Source organism: Kitasatospora sp. NPDC051164, assembly GCF_044455625.1.
GTDB lineage: Bacteria > Actinomycetota > Actinomycetes > Streptomycetales > Streptomycetaceae > Kitasatospora.
This window is the reverse complement of the sequence record NZ_JBITFB010000021.1, coordinates 53327-76447: the sequence shown is the minus strand read 5'-3', so window position 1 is coordinate 76447 and position 23121 is coordinate 53327. Positions and strand designations below refer to the sequence as shown.

The following is a 23121-nucleotide window of genomic DNA, read 5'->3' as shown; positions in this document are numbered from 1 at the left end:
ACCGCACACGAAGGGAACGAGGCCGTGAGCCCGTCCGACCGCCCGGCGCGCACCGCGCCTGTCTCGGGGCTGCAGCGCGGCCTCTGGTTCCTCGACCGCCTCGACCCGCAGGCCGTCACCTACTGCACCCCCTGGACCGTCGACGTCACCGGCCCGCTCGACCTCGCGCTGCTCCGGCGCGCGCTGGACGCCGTGGTGGCCCGGCACGAGACGCTGCGCACCACCTTCGCGCTGCACCCCGACGGCCCCCGCCAGCAGGTGCACCACGACCTGCGGGTGCCGCTCGCGGTGACCGACCTGCGCCCGCCGGCCGGCCCCGGACAGGCCGAGAGTCCCGGGCAGGCCGGCCCCGGGCAGGCCGGGCGCCTCGAGGAACTGCTCGCCGCCCGCTGCGCCGAGCCCTTCGACCTGGCCGCGGGCCCGCTGCTGCGGGCCGAGGCCTTCCGGCTCGCGGACGAGCGCACCACGGTGCTGTTCACCGTCCACCACATCGTCTGGGACGGCTGGTCCGCCGAGGTCTTCGGTCGCGAGCTCGCCGAGCTGTACGGCGCGGCGGTGGAGGGCCGCGAGGCCGTCCTGCCGCAGCTGACCGCGCAGTACGCCGACTACGCGCAGGAGGAGCTCGGCACCTCCTACGAGGAGCACCTGACCTACTGGAAGGAGCAGTTGAACGGCGCGCCCGGCCTGCTGGAGCTGCCCACCGACCGGCCCCGGCCCGCCGAGCGCGGTGCCGCCGGACGGACCGAGGAGTTCGGCCTCGCGCCCGGGACGGCGGCCCGGGTCCGCGCCCTGGCCGAGACCGAGGGCGTCACCCCGTTCACCGTCCAACTGGCCGCTTTCGCGCTACTGCTGAACCGCTGGACCGGCGCCGACGACCTGGTGATCGGCACCCCGGTCACCACCCGCGACCGCCCCGAACTGGAGCACCTGCTCGGCTACTTCGTCAACCTGCTGCCGCTGCGGCTGCGGCTCGCGCCCGCGCTGAGCTTCCGGGACCTGCTGGAGCACGTCCAGGACGTCGCCTTCGACGCCTACGGCTACCTCGACGTGCCCTTCGACCAGCTGGTCGACCACCTCGGCGCCGCCCGCACCGCGCAGCACCCGCCGCTGGTCCAGGTGGTGTTCGGCGCCCACACCGAGGACCGCACCCCGCTCGCGCTCGGCCCGGCCACCGCCGAGAGCCGGGTGCGCTCCAACGGCACCAGCAAGTTCGACCTCACCTGGTCCGTCTTCGACAGCGGCGAGAGCGGCACCGGCACCGGCGGCGGCACCGGCGGCGAACTGCGCGGCGAGGCCGAGTACCGCAGCGAGCTGTTCGACCCGGAGACCGTCCGCCGGCTGGCCGCCGAGTTCGACGCCCTGCTCACCGCGGCCCTCGACGACCCCGACGCCACCGTGCTGCGGCTGACCACCCGCACCGCCGAGGCCGTCCGGGCCACCGACACCCCCGGCCACTGCCTGCACCACCTTTTCGAGCGGGCCGTCGACGCCCACCCCGACCGGCCCGCCGTCAGCGACCCCGACCGCACCCTGAGCTACGCCGAGCTCGACCGCCGGGCCAACCGCCTCGCGCACGCCCTGCGCGCCCGCGGGGCCGGCCCCGGCGACCGGATCGGCCTGCTGCTGGAGCGCACGGCCGACGTCCTGGTCACCGTCCTCGGCGTGCTCAAGACCGGCGCCGCGTACGTGCCCGTCGACCTGGCCGCCCCCGCCGACCGCGCCGCGCTCGTCTTCGGCGACACCGACGTCACCCTGGTGGTCACCGACCGCCCGGACCGGGTGCCCGAAGGCCCCTGGCAGGCCTACGACCTGACCGCTTCCGCCGACCTGGCCGCCCGGCCGGACACCCGCCCGCCGGCCGCCGGCCGCCCCGGCGACGTCGCCTACATCATCTTCACCTCCGGCTCCACCGGCCGCCCCAAGGGCGTCGCGGTCGCCCACGAGCACGTCAGCCGGCTGATGGCGGACGGCGCGGAGCACTTCGGCTTCGGCCCGGAGGAGACCTGGACGCTCTTCCACAGCTACGCCTTCGACTGGACGGTCTGGGAGATGTGGGGCGCCCTGCTGCACGGCGCCCGCCTGGTCGTCGTCCCGTACGTGACCAGCCGCTCGCCGGAGGAGTTCGCCCAGCTGCTGGAGGAGGAGCGGGTCTCCTTCCTCTGCCTCACCCCCTCGGCGCTGCGCCAGCTGGAGCCCGTGCTGCGCCGCCGCCCGCGTGCCCTGCCCGCGCTGAAGTGGATCATGCTGGGCGGGGAGGCGCTGGACCCGGCCGTCGTCCAGCGCTGGTTCGAACTCGAGCCGCCGCCCCCGGCCCGCCTCTGCAACCTGTACGGCATCACCGAGACGACCGTCCACGTCACCACCCACGACCTGGCCGACAGCGCCGGATTCGAACGCAGCCTGATCGGCGCGCCGATGCCGCACCTGAGCGTGCAGGTCCTGGACGACTGGCTGCGACCCTGCCCGCCCGGCGCGGCCGGCGAGCTGTACATCGGCGGCGGCAGCCTCGCCCACGGCTACTGGGGCCGCCCCGGCCTCACCGCCGGCCGCTTCGTCGCCGACCCGTACGGCCCACCCGGGGCCCGGCTCTACCGCACCGGCGACGTCGCCCGGCGACTGCCCGGCGGCGGGCTCGAGTACATCGGACGCGCCGACCTCCAGGTCAAACTGCGCGGCTTCCGGATCGAACTCGGCGAGATCGAGAACGCGCTCGCCGCCCACCCGGACGTCGACGCCTGCGTCGTCACCGTGCACCAGGACCGCCTCGCCGCGTACGTCACCGGGCGCGAGCCCGCCGACGTCCGCGCCTTCCTCGGCCGCTCGCTGCCCCCGTACATGGTCCCGGCGAGCTTCACCGTGCTGGAGTCGCTGCCGCTCACCGTCAACGGCAAGGTGGACCGCGCCGCGCTGCCCGCCCCCGGCCAGCGCAGCACGGCCACCGGCGGCCGCCACGTCGAGCCGCGCAGCCCGGAGGAGGAGGCCTTCGCCGCCGTCTGGACGGAGGTCCTCGGGGTGGACGGCATCGGCGTCCACGACGACTTCTTCCACCTCGGCGGCGACTCCATCCGGGCCGTCCAGCTCGCCGGCGCGCTGCACGAGCGCGGCTGGGGCGTGAGCCTGCGGGACGTCTTCAACGCCCCCACCGTCGCCGCCCTGCTGCCGCTCGCGCAGCCCGTCACGGAGGGCCCGCCGGCCCACGAGCCCTTCGCCCTGATCACTCCGGAGGACCGCGCCGACCTGCCGCCCGGCCTCGTCGACGCCTACCCGATGGTGTCCATGCAGCTCTCCATGGTCTTCCACATGGAGATCGCCGGCGGCACCGACAGCTACCACAACGTCAACTCCTACCGGATCTGCGGCGACCTCGACGAACCGGCCTTCCGCCGCTCCGTCGCCGAGGCGATGGACCGCCACGCCGTGCTGCGCACCGGCCTCGACCTGTCCGGCTACGGCGAACCGCTGCAGCTCGTCCACGGCCGGCTGCCCGCACCCGTCGAGTTCGCCGACCTGCGCGGGGAACAGGACCAGGACACCGCGATCCGCGCGGTGTTCGACACCCACCGGTGGACGCCCTTCGACCTCACCGCGCCGCCGCTGTTCCGGATCACCGTGCAGCGCCTCGCCGAGGACGCCTTCCAGCTCACCGTCTCCGAACACCACGCGATCCTCGACGGCTGGAGCTTCACCTCCTTGCTCACCGAGATCCTGGAACGCCACACCGCCCTCGCCGCCGACCCGCTCGGCGCCCCCACCCCGCCGCCGCGCACCGCCTTCCGCGACTTCGTGGCCGTCGAACGGCAGGCCGCCCAGGACGAGCGGTCGCTCGCCTACTGGCGCGAGCGGCTGTCCGGCGCCAGCGGCCAGCTGTTCCCCGGCAGCGAGGACGTGCACGAGGCGCCGCGCACCGTCGAGCGGGTGCTGCCCGAGGCGCCCGAACAGCTGCGGCTGGTCGCCGACGCACTGGCCGTGCCCGTCAAGTCGGTCGCGCTCGCCGCCCACCTGCACGCCCTCGCCGCCGTCACCGGGCGACCGCGCGTCACCACCGGCCTGGCCGTCAACGGCCGGCTGGAACGGCTCGGCGGCACCGAGGTGTACGGGCTGTTCCTCAACACCGTCCCGCTGAGCTGCGAGCCCACCGACGACCTGCTCGCCCTGGCCCGCGAGGTCCATCGGGAGGAGCTCGACATGATGCCGCACCGCCGGGTGCCCTTCGCCCGCCTCGCCCGGCTGATGACCGACACCGCGCTGGACAGCCAGTTCGGCTACCTGCGCTTCCACGCCCTGGGCCGGCTCAGCTCGGCCCGCATCGTGGACGGCCGGATCGGCACCGAGCCGACCCTGCGCCACGAACCCAACAGCTTCGCCTTCGGTGCCTCGGTGGTCCAGGACCCGGTCACGCAGCGGGTGCTGCTCGCCGTGGACCATCAGCGCTCCCTGGTCACCGACCGCACCGCCGAGCAGTTCATCGACACCTACACGGCCGCCCTGCACGCCATGGCCACCGCCGTCCGAAAGTCCTGAGGAGCCGTCATGACCGACCTGCTGGAGCGCCTGCGCGCCACCGTCGCCGCCCACCCCGAGCGCACCGCCGTCCTCGCCCCCGCCGCCTCCGCCGGGCAGACCGGAACGGCCCGCCTGGACTACGCCGAACTCGACCGCCGCACCGCCGCCCTGGCCCGCGCCCTGCGCGCCCGCGGCGTCGGCCGCGGCGACCGGGTCGGCGTCCACCTCGCCCGCACCGCCGACCTGCCGGTCGCCCTGCTCGCCGTCTGGCGGGCCGGCGCCGCCTACGTCCCGCTCGATCCGGCCTACCCCGCCGAGCGGCTGGCCTTCATGGCCTTTGACGCCGGGCTCGCGGCCCTGATCAGCGCCGACGGCCTCCCGGCGGCCCAGGACGTGCCGGTGCTGCGCCCGGACGCCACCGCCGACGGGACCGATCTGCCGGAGCTGCCCGACCTGCCGGAGCAGGCCCACCCGCTCGACCCGGCCTACGTCATCTACACCTCCGGCTCCACCGGCCGCCCCAAGGGCGTCGAGGTGCCGCGCGGCGCCGTTGCCGCGCTGGTGGCGGCCCTGGAGGCCGACGGCGCCTACCGCGCCGAGCCCGGGGTGGTCGGCTGGAACGCCAGCGTCTCCTTCGACGCCTCCGTCCAGCAGTGGGCCCGGATCTGCCGCGGCGACACCGTCCTGGTCATCGGCGACGAGCACCGCGCCGACCCGGCCCGGCTGGCCGGCCTGCTTGCCGAGCACGCCGTCACCGACCTCGACCTGACCCCCTCGCACTGGGAGCTGCTGCGCGAGCCGCTCACCGGCGCCCGGGTACCGCGGCTGTTCATGGGCGGCGAGCCCGTCCCCGAGCGCACCTGGCGGGAACTGGCCGACACCGGCATCGACGCCCTCAACATGTACGGGCCCACCGAGTGCACCGTCGACGCCGTCACCGCGCCGATCACCGGCCCCGGGCCGCACCTGGGCGAGCCGCTGCCCGGCGTGCGCCTCCACCTGCTGGACGAGAAGCTCTCCCCGGTCGCCGCCGGCGTCGTCGGCGAGCTGTACGTGGCCGGGCCCGGGCTCGCCCACGGCTACGTCGGCCGGCCCGCCCTGACCGCCGAGCGCTTCGTCGCCGACCCCTTCGGCGAGCCCGGCACCCGGATGTACCGCACGGGCGACCAGGCCCGACGCGGCGAGGGCGGCCGGCTGGAGTACGTGGGCCGGGTGGACCGCCAGGTCAAGCTGCGCGGCTACCGGATCGAGCTCGGCGAGATCGAGCACGCCCTGGCCCGGCTGGACGGCGTCCAGGCCGCCGCCGTCACCGTGTACGAGCCCGCTCCCGGCGACCGCCGGCTCGCCGGCTACGTCACCGGCGGGCCGGCCGCCGCCGGGTCGACCACCGCCGGGCCGACCGCCGCCGAGCTGACCGAGCGGCTGCGGGCCATCCTGCCCGCCCACCTGGTGCCCTCGGTGATCACCGTGCTGGACGCCATGCCGCTCACCCCGAACGGCAAGGTCGACCTGGCGGCGCTGCCCGTCCCCGCCGCCGTCCCCGTCCCCACCACCGTCGCGGAGGCTGCGCCGGAGGAAGCCACCGGCCTGGCGGCGCAGGTCGCCGAGGTCTGGAGCACCGTGCTCGGCGTGGCCGGCCTCGCGCCCACCGACGACTTCTTCTCGCTCGGCGGCCACTCGCTCGCCGCGCTGCGCGTCGTCCACCTGCTGCGCCGCCGGCTCGGCATCGAGCTCCAGCTGCGCCACCTGCTCGACTCGGCCGACCTGGCCGCCTTCACCGCCACCGTCGAGCGGGCCGTCGAGGCCGGCACCGCCGCCCCCCGGCCCGCCCTGACCGCCCGCGCCCGGGTGAGCGGCGCATGACCACCGCCACGCGGGTGCGACCCCGCGCCGAGGGGGACTGGCTGCTGGTCCCCGTACCCCGACCGCACCGCCCGTTCCGGCTGTTCTGCTTCCCGCACGCCGGCGGCGACGCCACCGCCTACACCCCCCTGGCCCGCGCCCTCGCCCCGGACGTCGAGGTCTGGGCCCTGCGCCCGCCCGCGCGCGGCGGCCGCCTCGGCCACCCGATGCCCGCGAGCTTCGACCTGCTGGTCGACGCCGTCGTGGAGGCCCTCACCCCGCACCTGACCGGGCGGTTCGGCTTCTACGGGCAGAGCTTCGGCGCCCTGCTCGGCTACGAGGTCGCCCGGGCACTGCCCGCCGAGCGGCGACCCGAACTGGTCGTCGCCGCCTCCGCCTCGCCGCCGGCCGCCTGGTCCGGACAGGACCGCCCGCGGTACGACGCCGACGACCTGCTCCGCCTCGCCGGCATGGGCGAACTCGTCGAGGGCGAAGCCGATCTGAAGGAACACGCGCTGCGCGGCATCCGTACCGACCTGGCCGTGGTCGCCACCTACCGGCCCCGCCCGCACCCGCCGATCGGCTCCGACCTGCACACCGTCGTCGGCGTCGAGGACCCGCTCCTCGCCGCCGGCGGCCTCGAAGGCTGGGCCGCCCACACCCGCGGCCGATCCGGCCACCACGTCGTCCCCGGCGGCCACCTGCTCGCCACCGTCGACGGGCCCGGCCCGGTCGACCTGCTGACCTCCCTCATCACGCGGCCCGGCGCCGCCCCCCAGCCCACGACGGAGTACTCATGCTGACCACCACCGCCGTCGACCTCACCGACCCGGACCTGTGGGCCCGCCCCGACACCCCCGGCCTGGTCGCCGAGCTGCGCCGGGAGGCCGCCGTCCACCGCACCGACACCGTCGACGACGGGCCGGTCTGGTCGGTGCTCTCCTACCGCCACTCCGCGGAGGTGCTGCGCGACGCCGCCCTCTACAGCTCCGAGCAGGGCTCGCTGCTCGGCGCCGGCGAGGGCAACGTCCCGGTCGGATCCGGCCGGATGATGGCCCTCACCGACCCGCCCCGGCACCGCGAACTCCGCGCCCCGGCCAACCCGTTCTTCGCCCCCGGTCCGGTGCGCGGCGCCGCCCGCGGCATCGGCGAACTCGCCGCCTCGATCGTCGACCAGGCCGTCGAACGGGGCGAGGTGGACCTCGTCGACGCCGTCTCCGCCCTCCCGCTGTCCGTCATGTGCGACCTCCTGGACGTCCCCGAGAAGGACCGCGAGATGGTCGAGCGGGTCTGCGACGTCGCCTTCCTCGGCAACACCCCCGAGGAGCGCCGGGCCGGCCACCAGCAGCTCATCCCGTACCTGCTGCACCAGGTGATGCTGCGCCGCACCGACCCGCGCGACGACCTGATCAGCAAGATGGCGACCTACCGGGTCGGCGGCAAGCTGCTGCCGGTCGAGGACGTCGTCCTCAACCTGGACAACATCGTGGTCGGCGGCGTCCAGACCGTCCGCCACACCGCCGCCATGGGCCTCCACACGCTCGTCCAACACCCCGAACTGTGGCGGAAGTTGCAGCAGGGCGAGGTCGGCATGGACTTGGCGCTGGACGAACTCCTGCGCTGGACCTCCGTCGGGCTGCACACCCTGCGCACCGCGAGCCGGGACACCGAACTCGACGGCCGCACCATCCGGCGCGGCGACCGGGTCGCCGTCTGGGTGTGGTCCGCCAACCGCGACCCGGAGGCCTTCGACCGGCCCGAGGAGATCCTGCTGGACCGCGCCCCCAACAAGCACCTCGCCCTCGGTCTCGGCGCCCACTACTGCATCGGCGCACCGCTGGCCAAGGCCGAACTCGGCGCCCTGTTCACGGCGATGCTGGAGCGCGTCGCCGCGATCGAACCGACCGGCCCGGTCACCCACAACCGCTCGATCATCAACTTCGGCCTGGACCACTTCCCGGTCCGCCTCATCCCGCGCTGACCACCGGCGGTGCCCAACTGCCGCGTTCCTGCCGGGACTCCTGCCCTTCCCGCCCCCGGCCCGCCCCTACCTTCGAATCAACCCAAGGAGGACACCATGAGCAACCCGTTCGAGGACGACAACGCCGGCTACCTGGTGCTGGTCAACGACGAGAACCAGCACTCGCTGTGGCCGGTCTGGATCGACGTGCCCGGCGGCTGGACCACCGTCCACGGCGAGGACACCCGCCAGGGCTGCCTCGACTACATCGAGGCGAACTGGACCGACATCAGGCCCGCCGGCCTGGTCGCCTCCCTCGCCCGCCAGTGAGCGCCACCATGCCGACCTGGGAACTGAACCCCGGCCGCCCGGCCCTCGCCCACGCCCCGCGCACCGCCGACCTCGGCGAGGCCTGCGCGTGGCTGCGCGAGAACGAGACCGAGCTCACCGCCGCCCTGCACCGCCACGGCACGATCTTCCTGCGCGGCCTGCCGGTCGCGAGCACCGAGGACGTCGCGGCCGTGCGCGACATCCTCATCCCCGAGCGCACCCCCTACCGCGAGAAGGCCACCCCGCGCAGCGACTACGGCAACGGCGTCTTCTCCTCCACCGACCTCCCGCCGGCCCAGCCGATCCGGATGCACAACGAGAACAGCTACACCCTCACCTTCCCGGGCCGGCTGCTCTTCGCCTGCCTCATCGCCCCCGAGGAGGGCGGCGCCACCCCGACCGCCGACTGCCGCCGGGTGCTGGACCACCTGCCGGCCCGACTGGTCGAGCGGATGCGGACCACCGGCTGGACGCTCACCCGCAACTACTCGGACTACGTCTCCCTCGGCTGGCGCACCGCCTTCGCCACCGAGGACCGGGCCGAGGTCGAGGCCTACTGCCGGGAGAACGGCATCACCTGCGAGTGGCGGCCCGACGGCAACCTGCGCACCGGCCAGCTGCGCCCCGGCACCATCCACCACCCGGCGACCGGCGAAGAGGTCTGGTTCAACCACCTCGCGTTCTGGAACGAGTGGTCGCTCGACCCGGACATCCGCGAGGCCATGATCGACGAGTTCGGCGCGGACGGCCTGCCGTTCAACACCGGGTTCGGCGACGCCGAACCGCTCGGGCGCGCCGACGTCGACGCCCTCAACGAGGCGTACCACGCCGCGACCGTGCGCGAGCGCTGGCAGGTCGGCGACGTGATGCTGGTCGACAACGTGCTCTGCGCGCACGGCCGGGACCCGTACCGCGGCGACCGCAGGATCGCCGTCGCGATGGGGCAGCCCGTCGACGTCCTGGACTGCCGGCCCAGCGTCCGGCCGACCCTGGCCGCCGTCTGACCGCCCCGTTCCTGGCCGCCCGTCCCCCCAGGGCCCCGAACACCCCGTGCCGAGACGTGAGTAGAGGAAGCACCGTGATCCCGGTTTCGTACGCCCAACAGCGTCTCTGGCTGATCGACCAGATCGAGGGGCCCACCGCGCTGTACAACCTGCCGTTCGCCCTGCGCCTGCGCGGCGAGCTCGACACCGCCGCGCTGCACGCCGCGACGGCGGACGTGGTCGCCCGGCACGAGGCCCTGCGCACGGTGTTCCCGGTGGCCGGGGGAGTCCCGGTGCAGCGGATCCTGCCGGTCGAGGAGGCGCAGCCGCGCTTCCTGGTGGTGGACTGCGCACCGGCCGACTACCCCGCCCACCGGGACGCGGCGGCCGCCGAAACCTTCGACCTGAGCCGCGAACTGCCCATCCGGGCCACGGTGTTCACCCTCTCACCGACCGAGCACGTGCTGCTCCTGGTCCTGCACCACATCGCCGGCGACGGCTGGTCCCTCGGCCCGCTGCTGCGCGACCTCGCCACCGCCTACCGGGCCCGGCTCACCGGCCACGCCCCCGACTGGGAGCCCCTGCCCATCCAGTACGCCGACTACGCGCTCTGGCAGCGCGACCTGCTCGGCGACGAGACCGACCCCGAGAGCCTGCTCGCCCGTCAACTCGCGCACTGGCGCACCGCCCTGGCCGGCCTGCCGGAGGAACTGGAGCTGCCGACCGACCGACCCCGCCCGCCCGCCCCCACCGGCGCCGCCGACTCCGTGGACCTCGCCTGGGGCGCCGAGCTGCACACCGCCCTGGTCGACCTCGCCCGCACCCACCGCACCACCCTGTTCACCGTCCTGCAGGCCGGCCTGGCGGCCCTGTTCACCCGGCTCGGCGCCGGCACCGACATCCCGCTCGGCACCGGCCTCGCCGGGCGCTCCGACGAGGCCCTCGACGAGCTGGTCGGCTTCTTCGTCAACTCCCTCGTGCTGCGCGCCGACACGTCCGGCGACCCGAGCTTCACCGAACTGCTCGGCCGCGTCCGGGAGGCCCAGCTCGACGCCTTCGCCCACCAGGACATCCCCTTCGAACGCCTCGTCGAGGAGCTCAACCCGCCCCGCGCTCTCGGCCGCCACCCGCTGTTCCAGACCCTGCTCGTCCTGCAGAACCACGGGCAGGACGCCGAACTCGCCCTGCCCGGGCTGGAGTCCGCCACCGAGCCGATCGGCCTGCGGGTCGCCAAGTTCGACCTCAACATCGGCATCGCCGAACACCACGGCCCCGACGGCGCCCCCGCCGGGCTCACCGGCTCGATCGAGTACGCCGCCGACCTCTACGACCACGGCACCGTCACCGCCCTGGCCGACCGGCTCGGCCGACTCCTGGCCGGCGCCGCCGCCGACCCGCACGCCCCCCTCGCCACCCTCGACGTCCTCGCCCCCGACGAGCGGACCCGCCTCCTCGTCGACTGGAACGCCACCGAGGCCCCCCGGTGGACCGGCACCCTCGCCGAGTCCTTCGAACGCCAGGCCGACCGCACCCCGCACGCCGTCGCCCTCGCCCACGACGGCGGCACCCTCGACTACGCCGAACTCGACGCCCGCGCCAACCGGCTCGCCCACCACCTCACCACCCTCGGCGTCGGCACCGAGACCCCCGTCGCGATGCTGATGGAACGCTCCGTCGACGTCGTCGTCGCCACCCTGGCGGTCCTCAAGGCCGGCGGCTGCTACGTGCCCATGCACCCCGGCCTGCCGCCCGAGCGGATGACCGACGTACTCGCCGACACCGGCGCCCCCGTGCTGCTCACCGACCGCGCCGACCCCGGCTTCCCGCACCGGGCCCTGGTCGTCCGCCCCGGCGACGAGGCCGACGCCCCCGCCCACCGCCCCGGCGTGCCCGTCCACCCCGACCAGCTCGCCTACGCGATGTACACCTCCGGCTCCACCGGCCGCCCCAAGGGCGTCGCCGTACGCCACCGCGACGTCCTCGACCTCGCCGCCGACCGGCGCTGGCAGGACGGCCGCCACCAACGGGTCCTGCTGCACTCCCCGCACGCCTTCGACGCCGCGACCTACGAGATCTGGACTCCCCTGCTGGCCGGCGGCACCGTCGTGGTCGCCCCGCCCGGCGCCCTCGACGCCGCCGCCCTGCACGCCGTCGCCACCCGCCACGACGTCACCGCGGTCTTCCTCACCAAGGCCCTGTTCGACCTCGTCGCCGAACAGGCCCCGGAGACCTTCGCCGCCCTGCGCGTCGTCTGCACCGGTGGCGAGGCCGCCTCCGGCGTGCTGCTGCGGCGCGTCCTGGACGCCTGCCCCGACCTGCTGCTCGCCCACGTCTACGGCCCCACCGAGACCACCACCTTCGCCACCCACCACCCGCTCACCGCCGCCGACCTCGACGGCCCCCGGGTGCCGATCGGCGGCCCGCTCGACAACATGCGCAGCTACGTCCTCGACGACCGGCTGCGCCCCGTCCCGCCCGGCGTGCCCGGCGAGCTGTACATCGCCGGCGCCGGCCTGGCCCGCGGCTACCTCAACCGGCCCGGCCTGACCGCCGAACGCTTCGTCGCCTGCCCGTACGCGGACGGCGAGCGGATGTACCGCACCGGCGACCTCGTGCGGCTGCGCGCCGACGGCGCCGTGGAGTTCCTCGGCCGGATCGACGGCCAGATCAAGCTGCGCGGCTTCCGGATCGAACTCGGCGAGATCGAGGCGGCGCTCTCCCGCCACCCCGCCGTCCGCCAGGTCATCGTGATCGCCCGCGAGGACCGCCCCGGCGACCTCCGGCTGGTCGCCTACTGCACCGCCGACCCCTCTCTCACTCCCGACGAGCTGCGCACCTTCGCCGGCACCACGCTGCCCGGCTACATGGTCCCCGCCGCCGTCGTCCTCCTCGACGCCCTGCCGCTCAACAGCAACGGCAAGGTCGACCGCCGGGCCCTGCCCGCCCCCGACCTCGCCACCGACGGCAGCGGCCGAGCCCCCCGCGACGAGCGCGAACAGGCCCTGTGCGAACTCTTCGGCGAACTGCTCGGCATCGACGACATCACCATCGACGACGACTTCTTCGCGCTCGGCGGCCACTCCCTGCTCGCCACCCGCCTCACCGGGCGGGCCCGCACCGACCTCGGCATCGAACTCTCCATCGGCGACCTCTTCCAGGCCCCGACCGTCGCCGGGCTCGTCGAGCGGCTCGCCGGCCGCACCCCCGAGGCCCCCGCCCCGGCCCGCCCGGCCCTGCGGCCCGCCGCCCGGCCCGACCGGGTGCCGCTCTCCTTCGCCCAGCGCCGGCTCTGGTTCCTCGCCCAGGCCGAGGGCCCCTCGGCCACCTACAACGTCACCCTCGCCCTGCGCCTGCGCGGCCCGCTCGAGGTCACCGCCCTCGAAGCCGCCCTCGGCGACGTCGTCCACCGGCACGAGGCGCTGCGCACCGTCTTCGGCGAGCAGGACGGCACCCCGTACCAGCGCGTCCTCGAGGCCCCCACCGGCGGCCTGCTCACCGTCACCGACCGCCCGACGGACGAACTCGCCCGCCACACCTTCGACCTCGCCGCGGACCTCCCGATCCACGCCTACCTGCGGCCCGACGGCGCCGAGGAGCACGTGCTGGTCCTCGTCGTCCACCACATCGCCGGCGACGGTGCCTCGCTGGGCCCGCTCTACCGCGACCTCGCCGACGCCTACGCGGCCCGCCTCGGCGGCGCGGCCCCGCAGTGGGAGCCGCTGCCCGTCCAGTACGCCGACTACGCGCTCTGGCAGCACGAGCTGCTCGGCGCGGAGGACGACCCCGAGAGCCTGCTCGCCCGTCAACTCGCCCACTGGCGCGAGGCGCTGGCCGGTGCGCCCGAGGAGCTGCCGCTGCCGCTGGACCGCCCCCGCCCGCCCGTCGCGAGCCACCGCGGCGCGGTCGTCCCGCTGGAGTTCGACACCGCCCTGCACACCCGGCTCAGCGCGCTCGCCGCCGAGCACGGCGTGACCCTCTTCATGGTCCTGCGGGCCGCGTACGCCACCCTGCTGCACCGCTTCGGCGCCGGCCCCGACCTCACCATCGGCACCCCGCTGGCCGGCCGCCTCGACGAGGCCACGCAGGAGCTGGTCGGGTTCTTCGCCAACACCCTGGTGCTGCGCACCGACCTGTCCGGCCGCCCGAGCTTCGGCGAACTGCTGGCCCGGGTCCGGGCGACCGACCTGGCCGCCCACGCCCACCAGGACGTGCCCTTCGAGCGCCTGGTGGAGGAGCTGAACCCGACCCGGTCGACCGCCTGCCACCCGCTCTTCCAGGTGATGCTCGCATTCGCGGGCGCCGCCGCGGACGGGCCCGCCCTCCCCGGGGTCACGGTGGCGGAGGAACCGGTCGACTTCGGCACCGCCACCTTCGACCTCACCCTCCGGCTGGTCGAGCGGCAGGGCGCCGACGGCGCCGCCGCGGGGCTGGCCGGCGTCCTGGAGTACGCCACCGAGCTCTTCGACCGCGAGACCGCCGAACAGATGGCAGCAGCACTGAAGTTGATTCTCCGTCAGGTCGTGGCGGATCCGGCGCGGTCGGTCGCCGAGCTGGACGTCCTGCCGGAGGGTGAGCAGGCCGATGCCGCGGCGGGCCACCCGCCACTGCCCGAGCGGGTGCCCCTGGTGCCGGCCGCCTTCGAGGCGCAGGCCGCGGACACCCCGGCGGCGGTGGCCCTGGTCTTCGGTGAACTCACGCTGACCTACGCACAGTTGAACGCCCGGGCGAACGGCCTCGCACACCGGCTGATCGCGGCGGGCATCGGCCCCGAGTGCGTCGTCGCCCTCGCGCTGCCGCGCTCGGCGGAGACGGTGGTCGCCATCCTCGCCGTCCTCAAGGCCGGCGGCGCCTACCTGCCGCTGGACCCCGAGTACCCGGCCGATCGCACCGCCGACACGATGGCGGACGCCCGCCCGGCGCTGGTGCTGACCGACGAGCGCTGGCCGCTACCCGAGGTGCTCGACGGGCACCGGCTGCTCGACCTCGCCGAGGCCACGACCGGGGCCACGACCGGGGCCGAAGACGCGCCGGACACCGAGGAGAACCCGGCCCCGCGGGCCTCGGCGGCCGACGCCGCGTACGTGATCCACACCTCCGGCTCCACCGGCCGCCCCAAGGGCGTCGTGGTGCCGCACGGCAGCATCGCCGCCCTGCTCGCGGCCCACCGTACGGGCGTGATGGCGGGCGTCGCCCGGCAGCGGGTCGCGCTCACCGCCTCGCTCTGCTTCGACGCCTCCTGGGACGGCCTGCTGTGGCTGGTCGCCGGCCATGAACTGCACCTGATCGGCGGCGACGTGCGCCGCGACGCCCGGGCCCTGGTCCGCCACGTGCGCGAGCAGGGGATCGGCGTGCTGGAGGTGACGCCCAGCTACGCCGAGCAGCTGATCGAGGAGGGGCTGCTGGCGGAGCCCGCGCCCGCCCTGGTGCTGCTGGGCGGCGAGGCCGTCGGCCAAGCGCTCTGGATGCGACTGCGCGAGGCGCCGAACACCGCCGCGCACAACCTGTACGGCCCGACGGAGTGCACGGTCGACGCCCTGACCCACCCGCTGGACGCCACCGAGCGGCCCGTGCTCGGCCGCACCGTCGCGGGCACCCGCGGCCACGTCCTGGACGAGTACCTCAACCCCGTCCCGGCCGGGGTGCCGGGAGAGCTGTACCTGGCCGGCGCGGGTCTGGCCCGCGGCTACCTGGCGCGGCCGGGCCTGACGGCGGAGCGCTTCGTCGCCTGCCCCTTCGAGCCCGGCGCCCGGATGTACCGCACCGGGGACCTGGTCCGCCGCACCCGCGACGGAGAACTCGAATACCTGGGCCGCACCGACCACCAGGTGAAGATCCGCGGCTTCCGGATCGAACTCGGCGAGATCGAACGCGCCCTGACCGCGCACCCGCAGGTGCTCCAGGCCGCCGTCCTGCCCGACGAGGACGGGTTGCGCCTGGTCGCCTACGTGGTCACCGACGGCCCGCTCGACCCGGCCGAGCTGCGGACCACCGCCGCCCGGACCCTGCCTGGCTACATGCTGCCGGCCGCGATCGTGCCGCTGGACGCGCTGCCCCTGAACGCCAACGGCAAGCTCGACCGCCGCGCCCTCCCGGCGCCGGACTTCGGTGCGCTGTCGGCCGGTCGGGCGGCGCGCACGCCGCAGGAGGAGATCCTGTGCGGTGTGTTCGCGGAGGTGCTCGGCCTGGAGGCCGTCGGCATCGACGACGACTTCTTCGACCTGGGTGGCCACTCGCTGCTGGCCACCAAGCTGCTCAGCCGGGTCCGCGCGGCGCTGGGGGCGGAGTTGGGCATCCGGGACGTCTTCGAGGCGCCGAGCGTGGCCGGGCTGGCCGTCCGCCTGGACGCCGGTTCGGAGCGCCTGGCGCTGAGCGCGGGTCGTGAACGGCCGGAGCGGGTGCCGCTGTCCTTCGCCCAGCAGCGGCTCTGGCTGATCGACCGGATGGAAGGCCCCAGTGCCCTCTACAACGCGCCCCTGGCGCTGCGCCTGGCAGGGGAGTTGGACACCGCCGCGCTGCGGCTCGCCCTCGGCGACCTGGTCGCCCGGCACGAGAGCCTGCGCACCCTGATCGCGGAATCCGACGGCACCCCGTACCAGCGGGTCCTCCCGGCCGAAGAGGCTGAGGTCCCGCTCGAAGCCCGGGACTGCCCGGCCGCCGAGGTGCCCGCCACCGTGGCCGCACTGTGCCGCCGCGCCTTCGACCTCCGCACCGAACTCCCCGTCCGAGCCGCCCTGTTGCGCGTCTCGGCCGAGGAACACGTGCTGGTCCTGGCACTGCACCACATCGCCAGCGACGGCTGGTCCCTCGGCCCGCTGGTCCGCGACCTCACCTCCGGGTACACGGCCCGCGCCGGCGGCACTGCCCCCGGCTGGGCGCCGCTGCCCGTCCAGTACGCCGACTACGCGCTCTGGCAGCGCGAGCTGCTCGGCGAGGAGACCGACCCCGACAGCCTGGCCGCCCGCCAACTCGCCTACTGGAGCGAGACCCTGGCGGACCTCCCGGACGAGGCGACGCTGCCGCTGGACCGCCCCCGCCCGCCCGTCGCCTCCCACCGCGGCGACCGGGTCGCGCTCACCCTCGGCGCGGACTGCCACCGCGACCTGGTCGCGCTGTCCCGGGCGCACCGGGTCACCCTGTTCATGACCGTCCAGGCCGCGCTCGCCGCCCTGCTGACCCGCCTCGGCGCGGGCACCGACGTCCCGATCGGCTCGGTGGTCGCCGGGCGCTCCGACGAGGCACTGGACGAGCTGGTCGGCTTCTTCGTCAACACCCTGGTGCTGCGCACCGACACCTCCGGCAACCCGAGCTTCACCGAACTGCTCGGCCGGGCCCGGGAGACCGCCCTCGGCGCCTACGCCCACCAGGACATGCCCTTCGAGCGCCTCGTCGAGGAACTCAAGCCGACCCGCTCGCTGGCCCGCCACCCGCTGTTCCAGATCATGCTGGTGCTCCAGAGCAACGAGCAGGCCGAACCGGCCACGGCGGGCCTGCACGTCGAACCCCTCGCGGCCGCCACCGGCTCCGCCAAGTTCGACCTCAGCCTGATCGCCGAGGAGTCCTTCGGCCCCGACGGCGAGCCCGCCGGAATCGACTGCGCCCTCGACTTCGCCACCGACCTGTTCGACCGGGAGACGGTCGAGGCGATCGCCGTCCGGTTCGGGCGGCTGCTGGCGGCGGTGGCCGCCCGGCCCGAGCTGCCCGTCGGACGGGTCGAGTTGCTCTCGGCCGAGGAGCACACCGCGCTGCCGACCGCCGGGGGCGCGCTGCCGGCCGAGGTCCCGCTGCTGCCGGCCGCCTTCGCGGCCCAGGCCGCCCGCACCCCGGAGGCCGTGGCGCTGGTCTGCGGCGACACCGCCCTGACCTTCGCCGAGCTGAACGCCCGGGCCAACCGGCTCGCCCGCCGCCTGCTGGCCGCGGGCGCCGGCCGGGAGTCGGTGGTCGCCCTCGCGCTGCCGCGCTCGGCGGAGACGGTGGTCGCCATGCTGGCCGTCCACAAGGCCGGCGGCGCCTACCTGCCGCTGGACGCCGAGTACCCGGCCGAGCGCACCGCCCACATGCTCGCGGACGCCCGCCCCGCCCTCGCCCTCACCGACCACCGCTGGCCGCTGCCGGAGGTCCTGGCCGGGCTGCGCACCCTGGACGTCGCCGCGTCCTCCGAGGGCAGCGTCGCCGACCCGTCCGACGACCGCGCCGCCGCGCCGTCCGACGAGAGCGCCGCCGACCCCGAGTGCGGCATCGACCCGGGTGACGCCGCCTACGTCATCTACACCTCCGGCTCCACCGGGCGCCCCAAGGGCGTCGTCGTGCCGCACGGCGCCGTCGCGGCCCTGCTCGCCGCCCACCGGGCCGCGCTGATCCGGGGCACCGAGCAGGCCCACGGCCGGCAGCGGATCGCACTCACCGCCTCACTCTGCTTCGACGCCTCCCTGGAGCCCGTGCTCTGGATGTACGCCGGACACGAGCTGCACCTGATCGGCGACGAACTGCGCCGCGACCCGGCCGCACTCGTCCGCCACACCGCCGCGGCGGGCATCGACGCCCTGCACATCACCCCGTCCTACACCGAGCAGCTGATCGAGGAGGGGCTGCTGGACACACCCGCGCCGCGACTCCTGCTGCTCGGCGGCGAGGCCATCGGCCAGGCGCTCTGGCAGCGGCTGCGGGACGCCGCGGGCACCGCGGGCCACAACTTCTACGGCCCGACCGAGGCCACCGTGTACGCGCTCACCCAGCCGCTGGACGCCGTGGAGCGGCCCGGCCTGGGCGGCCCGATCCCGGGCGCCCGAGGCTACGTCCTGGACGAGTACCTCAACCCCGTCCCGGCCGGGGTGCCGGGGGAGTTGTACCTGGCCGGTGCGGGTCTGGCCCGCGGCTACCTGGCGCGGCCGGGCCTGACGGCCGAGCGCTTCGTCGCCGACCCGTTCGGAGAGCCGGGCGCCCGGATGTACCGCACCGGCGACCTGGCCCGCCGCACCCGCGACGGTGGCGTGGAGTACCTGGGCCGCACCGACCACCAGGTCAAGATCCGCGGCTTCCGCATCGAACTCGGCGAGATCGAGCAGGTGTTGGCGCGCCACCCCGCCGTCCGCCAAACCGTGGTCACGGTACGGGAGAGCGACACCGGTGACCGCCGGCTGGTCGGCTACTGCACGGTGGACCAGGTGGACCGGGTGGACCGGGTGCGCCAGGATGCGGCCGAACTGGCCGTCGAGCTGCGGCGGTTCGCCGCCGAGTCGCTGCCCGGCTACATGGTGCCGGCCGCCGTCGTCCTGCTCGACGCCCTGCCCCTGACCGGCAGCGGCAAGGTGGACCACCGTGCCCTCCCGGCGCCGGACTTCGGTGCGCTGTCGGCCGGCCGGGCGGCGCGCACGCCGCAGGAGGAGATCCTGTGCGGGCTGTTCGCGGAGGTGCTCGGCCTGGAGAGCGTCGGCATCGACGACGACTTCTTCGACCTGGGTGGCCACTCGCTGCTGGCCACCAAGCTGCTCAGCCGGGTCCGCGCCGCGCTGGGGGCGGAGTTGGGCATCCGGGACGTCTTCGAGGCGCCGAGCGTGGCCGGGCTGGCCGTCCGCCTGGGCACCGGTTCGGAGCGCCTGGCGCTGAGCCCGGGCCGCGAACGGCCGGAGCGGGTGCCGCTGTCCTTCGCCCAGCAGCGGCTCTGGCTGATCGACCGGATGGAGGGCCCCAGTGCCCTCTACAACCTGCCCCTCGTCCTGCGCGTGGCAGGGGAGTTGGACACCGCCGCGCTGGAACTCGCCCTCGGCGACGTGGTCGCCCGGCACGAGAGCCTGCGCACGCTGGTCGCCGAGGAGGACGGCACCCCGTACCAGCGGATCGTGCCCGCCGCGCAGGCCCGCGTCGAGGTCGAGCTGCTGCCGCCCGGCACCCCGCCGGAGCTGTGCACGGCGCGCGCCTTCGACCTGGCCGCCGACCTCCCCGTCCGCGCCCACGTCATCCCGGCCCCGGCCGGCGAGCACCTGCTCGTCCTCGTCCTGCACCACATCGCGGGCGACGGCTGGTCGATGGGCCCGCTGCTGCGCGACCTCGCCACGGCCTACGCGGCCCGCACCGCGGGCGCGGTGCCGACATGGTCGCCGCTGCCCGTCCAGTACGCCGACTACGCGCTCTGGCAGCGCGAACTGCTCGGCGAGGAGACGGACCCCGAGAGCCTGCTCGCCCGCCAACTCGACTACTGGCGCGAGGCCCTGGCCGGCCTGCCCGAGGAGCTGTCACTGCCCGTCGACCGGCCGCGCCGGGTGGCCGCGAGCCACCGGGGCGAACGCGTCGTCGTGCCCTTCGGCGCCGAACTCCACCGCGCTCTCGGTGAGTTGGCGCGCGAGCACCGAGTGACGATGTTCATGACCGCCCAGGCCGCGCTCGCCGCCCTGCTGACCCGCCTCGGTGCGGGCACGGACGTCCCGATCGGTTCCGTGGTGGCCGGGCGCTCCGACGAGGCCCTGGACGAGCTGGTCGGCTTCTTCGTCAACACCCTGGTGCTGCGCACCGACACGTCCGGCAACCCGAGCTTCACCGAGCTGCTGGCCCGGGTCCGTGAGACCCAACTCGACGCCCACGCCCACCAGGACGTGCCCTTCGAGCGGCTGGTGGAGGAGCTGAACCCGGCCCGGTCGCTGGCCCGCCACCCGCTCTTCCAGGTGATCCTGCTGCTCGAGGGCGCCGGGGACTCGGCGCCGCTCGCCGGGGCGGGGCTGGACGCCTCCGTGGTGTCCTCCGGCGGGTCGGTCGCCAAGTTCGACCTGTGCGTGGGCCTCGCGGAGTCCTTCGACGTGGACGGCGCCCCCGCCGGCCTGGAGTGCGCGATCGACTTCGCCACCGACCTGTTCGACCGGGAGACGGTCGAGGCGATCGCCGTCCGGTTCGGGCGGCTGCTGGCGGCGGTGGCCGCCCGGCCCGAGCTGCCCGTCGGACGGGTCGAGTTGCTCTCGGCCGAGGAGCACACCGCGCTGCCGACCGCCGGGGGCGCGCTGCCGGCCGAGGTCCCGCTGCTGCCGGCCGCCTTCGCGGCCCAGGCGGCCGAGACCCCGGAGGCCGTGGCGCTGGTCTGCGGCGACACCGCGCTGACCTACGCCGAGCTGAACGCCCGGGCCAACCGGCTCGCCCACCGCCTGATCGGGGCGGGTGTCGGCCCGGAGCGCGTCGTCGCGCTGGCCCTGCCGAGGTCGGTGGAGAGCGTGGTGGCGATCCTGGCCGTGCTCAAGTCCGGCGGCGCCTACCTGCCGCTGGACGCCGACCACCCGGCCGACCGCATCGCCGACACCCTCGCCGACGCGGCCCCCGCCCTGGTCCTCACCGACGGCCGGTGGCCCAAGCCCGAGGCGCTGGCCGGACTGCGCACCCTGGACGTCGCCGAGCCCTCCGAGGACCGCACCGCCGACCCGGCGCCGCGCGCCGAGGCCGGCCACGCCGCCTACCTGATCTACACCTCCGGCTCCACCGGCCGCCCCAAGGGCGTCGTGGTGCCGCACGGCAGCATCGCCGCGCTGCTCGCCGCCCACCGTACGGGCGTGATGGCGGGCGTCGCCCGGCAGCGCGTCGCGCTCACCGCCTCGCTCACCTTCGACGGATCACTGGAGCCCCTGCTCTGGCTGTTCGCCGGGCACGAGCTGCACCTGATCGACGACGAGTTGCGCCGCGACCCGGCGGCCCTGGTCCGGCACGTCCGCGCCACCGGCATCGGCGCACTGGACCTCACCCCCTCCTACGCCGAACAACTCCTGGCGGAGGGCCTGTTGGAGGAGGCCGCGCCGTCGGTGCTGGTGCTCGGCGGTGAAGCCGTCGGACAGCACCTCTGGACCGCCCTGCGGGCGGCACCGGACACCGCCGCCCACAACCTCTACGGCCCGACCGAGGCCACCGTCTTCGCCCTCGCGCAGCCCGTCGACGCCGTGGAGCGGCCCGGCCTGGGCGGCCCGATCCCGGGCGCCCGAGGCTACGTCCTGGACGAGTACCTCAACCCCGTCCCGGCCGGGGTGCCGGGGGAGTTGTACCTGGCCGGTGCGGGTCTGGCCCGTGGCTACCTGGCGCGGCCGGGCCTCACGTCCGAGCGCTTCGTCGCCGACCCGTTCGGAGAGCCGGGCGCCCGGATGTACCGCACCGGCGACCTGGCCCGCCGCACCCGCGACGGTGGCGTGGAGTACCTGGGCCGCACCGACCACCAGGTGAAGATCCGCGGTTTCCGCATCGAACTCGGCGAGATCGAGCACGTGCTGACGCTCCACCCGGGGGTGAGCGCCGCCGCCGTCCTGCCCGACGAGGACGGGCTGCGCCTGGTCGCCTACGTGGTCCCCGCCGGCCCGCTGGACTCCACGGGCCCGCTGGACTCCGCGGGCCCGCTGGACCCCGACGGCCGGCTGGACCCGGCCGACCTGCGCGCCTTCGCCGCCGACCACCTGCCCGGCTACATGCTGCCCGCCGCCGTCGTCCCGCTGGCCGCCCTGCCGCTCACCACCAGCGGCAAGCTGGACCGCACGACGCTGCCCGCACCGGACTTCGGGCTGCTCACCGGCGGCCGCGCAGCCCGGACCCCGCAGGAGGAACTCCTCTGCGCGCTGTTCGCCGAGACCCTCGGCCTGGAGGGCGTCGGCATCGACGACGACTTCTTCGACCTCGGCGGCCACTCCCTGCTCGCCATGAAGCTGCTCGCCCGCGTCCGCGCCGCCCTCGGTGTGGACCCCGGCATGCGGGCGCTGTTCGAGGCGCCCACCGTGGCCGGACTCGCCCGCCGCCTCGACGACGGCCCGGCGGCCGACGCCCTGGACGTCCTGCTGCCGCTGCGCACCGGCGGCGACCGGGCCCCGCTGTTCTGCGTCCACCCGGCCGCCGGCATCAGCTGGGTCTACTCCGGCCTGCTGCGCCACCTCGGCCCCGAGCAGCCGGTGTACGGCCTCCAGGCCCGCGGCCTGCGCGGGGGTGCGCCGGCGAGCGTCGCCGAGATCGCCGAGGACTACGTGCGGCAGATCCGCGCCGTGCGGCCGGCCGGCCCGTACCACCTGCTGGGCTGGTCCTTCGGCGCCGTGGTCGCCCAGGAGATGGCGGTGCGGCTGCAGGCCGAGGGCGCCGAGGTCGGCCTGCTGGCCCTGCTGGACGGCGCCCCGGCGGCGCGCACCGCCGACGCCCCGGTCGTCGAACCCGTGGACACCCTGGACGAGTTGCTGCGCTCGCTCGGCCACGACCCGGCGGACGGCCGCGGCCTGGAGAGCCTGAAGGCCGTGCTCGGCGAAGCCGTCGCGGTGCTGCCCGAGGTCTTCGACCGGCACCGCAAGCTGATGGCCGAACACGTGCCGGACCGCTACCGGGGGGACGCCGTCTTCTTCGGGGCGACCACCGGCAAGCCCGCGGACTGGCCGTACGAGCAGACCTGGCGGCCGTACCTGGACGGCCGGATCGAGCCCCACCGGCTCGCCTGCGCGCACGGCGAGCTGACCCAGCCGGAACCCCTCGCACGGATCGCCGCCGTACTGGCCGAGAAGCTTGGAGCGTGAC

At 75.4% G+C, this 23121-nt stretch carries 7 protein-coding genes; all 7 read left to right on the top strand.

Annotation, left to right across the window (positions count from 1 at the left end):
• Nucleotides 1-24 precede the first annotated feature (24 nt).
• The 7 genes from ACIBEC_RS29015 (at nt 25) to ACIBEC_RS28985 (ending at nt 23120) form a co-directional block, all read left to right on the top strand.
• A complete protein-coding gene (locus tag ACIBEC_RS29015; protein WP_360498996.1) occupies nt 25-4521 on the top strand; it encodes an amino acid adenylation domain-containing protein in 4497 nt (1498 codons plus the stop codon).
• A 9-nt stretch (nt 4522-4530) separates the two neighbouring features.
• The gene (locus ACIBEC_RS29010; protein ID WP_360498998.1) at nt 4531-6366 is read left to right on the top strand and encodes a non-ribosomal peptide synthetase; all 1836 of its coding nucleotides are present in this window, start codon (nt 4531-4533) and stop codon (nt 6364-6366) included.
• On the top strand, nt 6363-7148 hold the full coding sequence (locus ACIBEC_RS29005) for a thioesterase domain-containing protein (RefSeq protein WP_360499000.1): 786 nt from the start codon (nt 6363-6365) through the stop codon (nt 7146-7148). The genes ACIBEC_RS29010 and ACIBEC_RS29005 overlap by 4 nt, the downstream gene beginning before the upstream one ends.
• Complete coding sequence (locus tag ACIBEC_RS29000) at nt 7142-8326, top strand: cytochrome P450 (protein ID WP_360499001.1); 1185 nt, start codon at nt 7142-7144, stop codon at nt 8324-8326. The genes ACIBEC_RS29005 and ACIBEC_RS29000 overlap by 7 nt, the downstream gene beginning before the upstream one ends.
• A 96-nt stretch (nt 8327-8422) precedes the next feature.
• Entirely contained in the window at nt 8423-8635 is a 213-nt protein-coding gene (locus ACIBEC_RS28995) for an MbtH family protein (protein ID WP_360499003.1), read from the top strand.
• Between the two features lie 8 nt (nt 8636-8643).
• Nucleotides 8644-9639: a TauD/TfdA family dioxygenase gene (locus ACIBEC_RS28990; protein ID WP_360499005.1), complete on the top strand. Its 996-nt coding sequence runs from the start codon at nt 8644-8646 to the stop codon at nt 9637-9639.
• A gap of 74 nt (nt 9640-9713) precedes the next feature.
• Nucleotides 9714-23120: an amino acid adenylation domain-containing protein gene (locus ACIBEC_RS28985; protein ID WP_360499007.1), complete on the top strand. Its 13407-nt coding sequence runs from the start codon at nt 9714-9716 to the stop codon at nt 23118-23120.
• Nucleotide 23121: the final 1 nt, after the last annotated feature.

Excerpts from the sequence above, each read along its gene's own strand:
- ACIBEC_RS29010 (WP_360498998.1), top strand. The coding sequence starts at position 4,531 with ATGACCGACCTGCTGGAGCGCCTGCGCGCCACCGTCGCCGCCCACCCC.
- ACIBEC_RS29005 (WP_360499000.1), top strand. The coding sequence starts at position 6,363 with ATGACCACCGCCACGCGGGTGCGACCCCGCGCCGAGGGGGACTGGCTG.
- ACIBEC_RS29000 (WP_360499001.1), top strand. The coding sequence starts at position 7,142 with ATGCTGACCACCACCGCCGTCGACCTCACCGACCCGGACCTGTGGGCC.
- ACIBEC_RS28995 (WP_360499003.1), top strand. The coding sequence starts at position 8,423 with ATGAGCAACCCGTTCGAGGACGACAACGCCGGCTACCTGGTGCTGGTC.
- ACIBEC_RS28990 (WP_360499005.1), top strand. The coding sequence starts at position 8,644 with ATGCCGACCTGGGAACTGAACCCCGGCCGCCCGGCCCTCGCCCACGCC.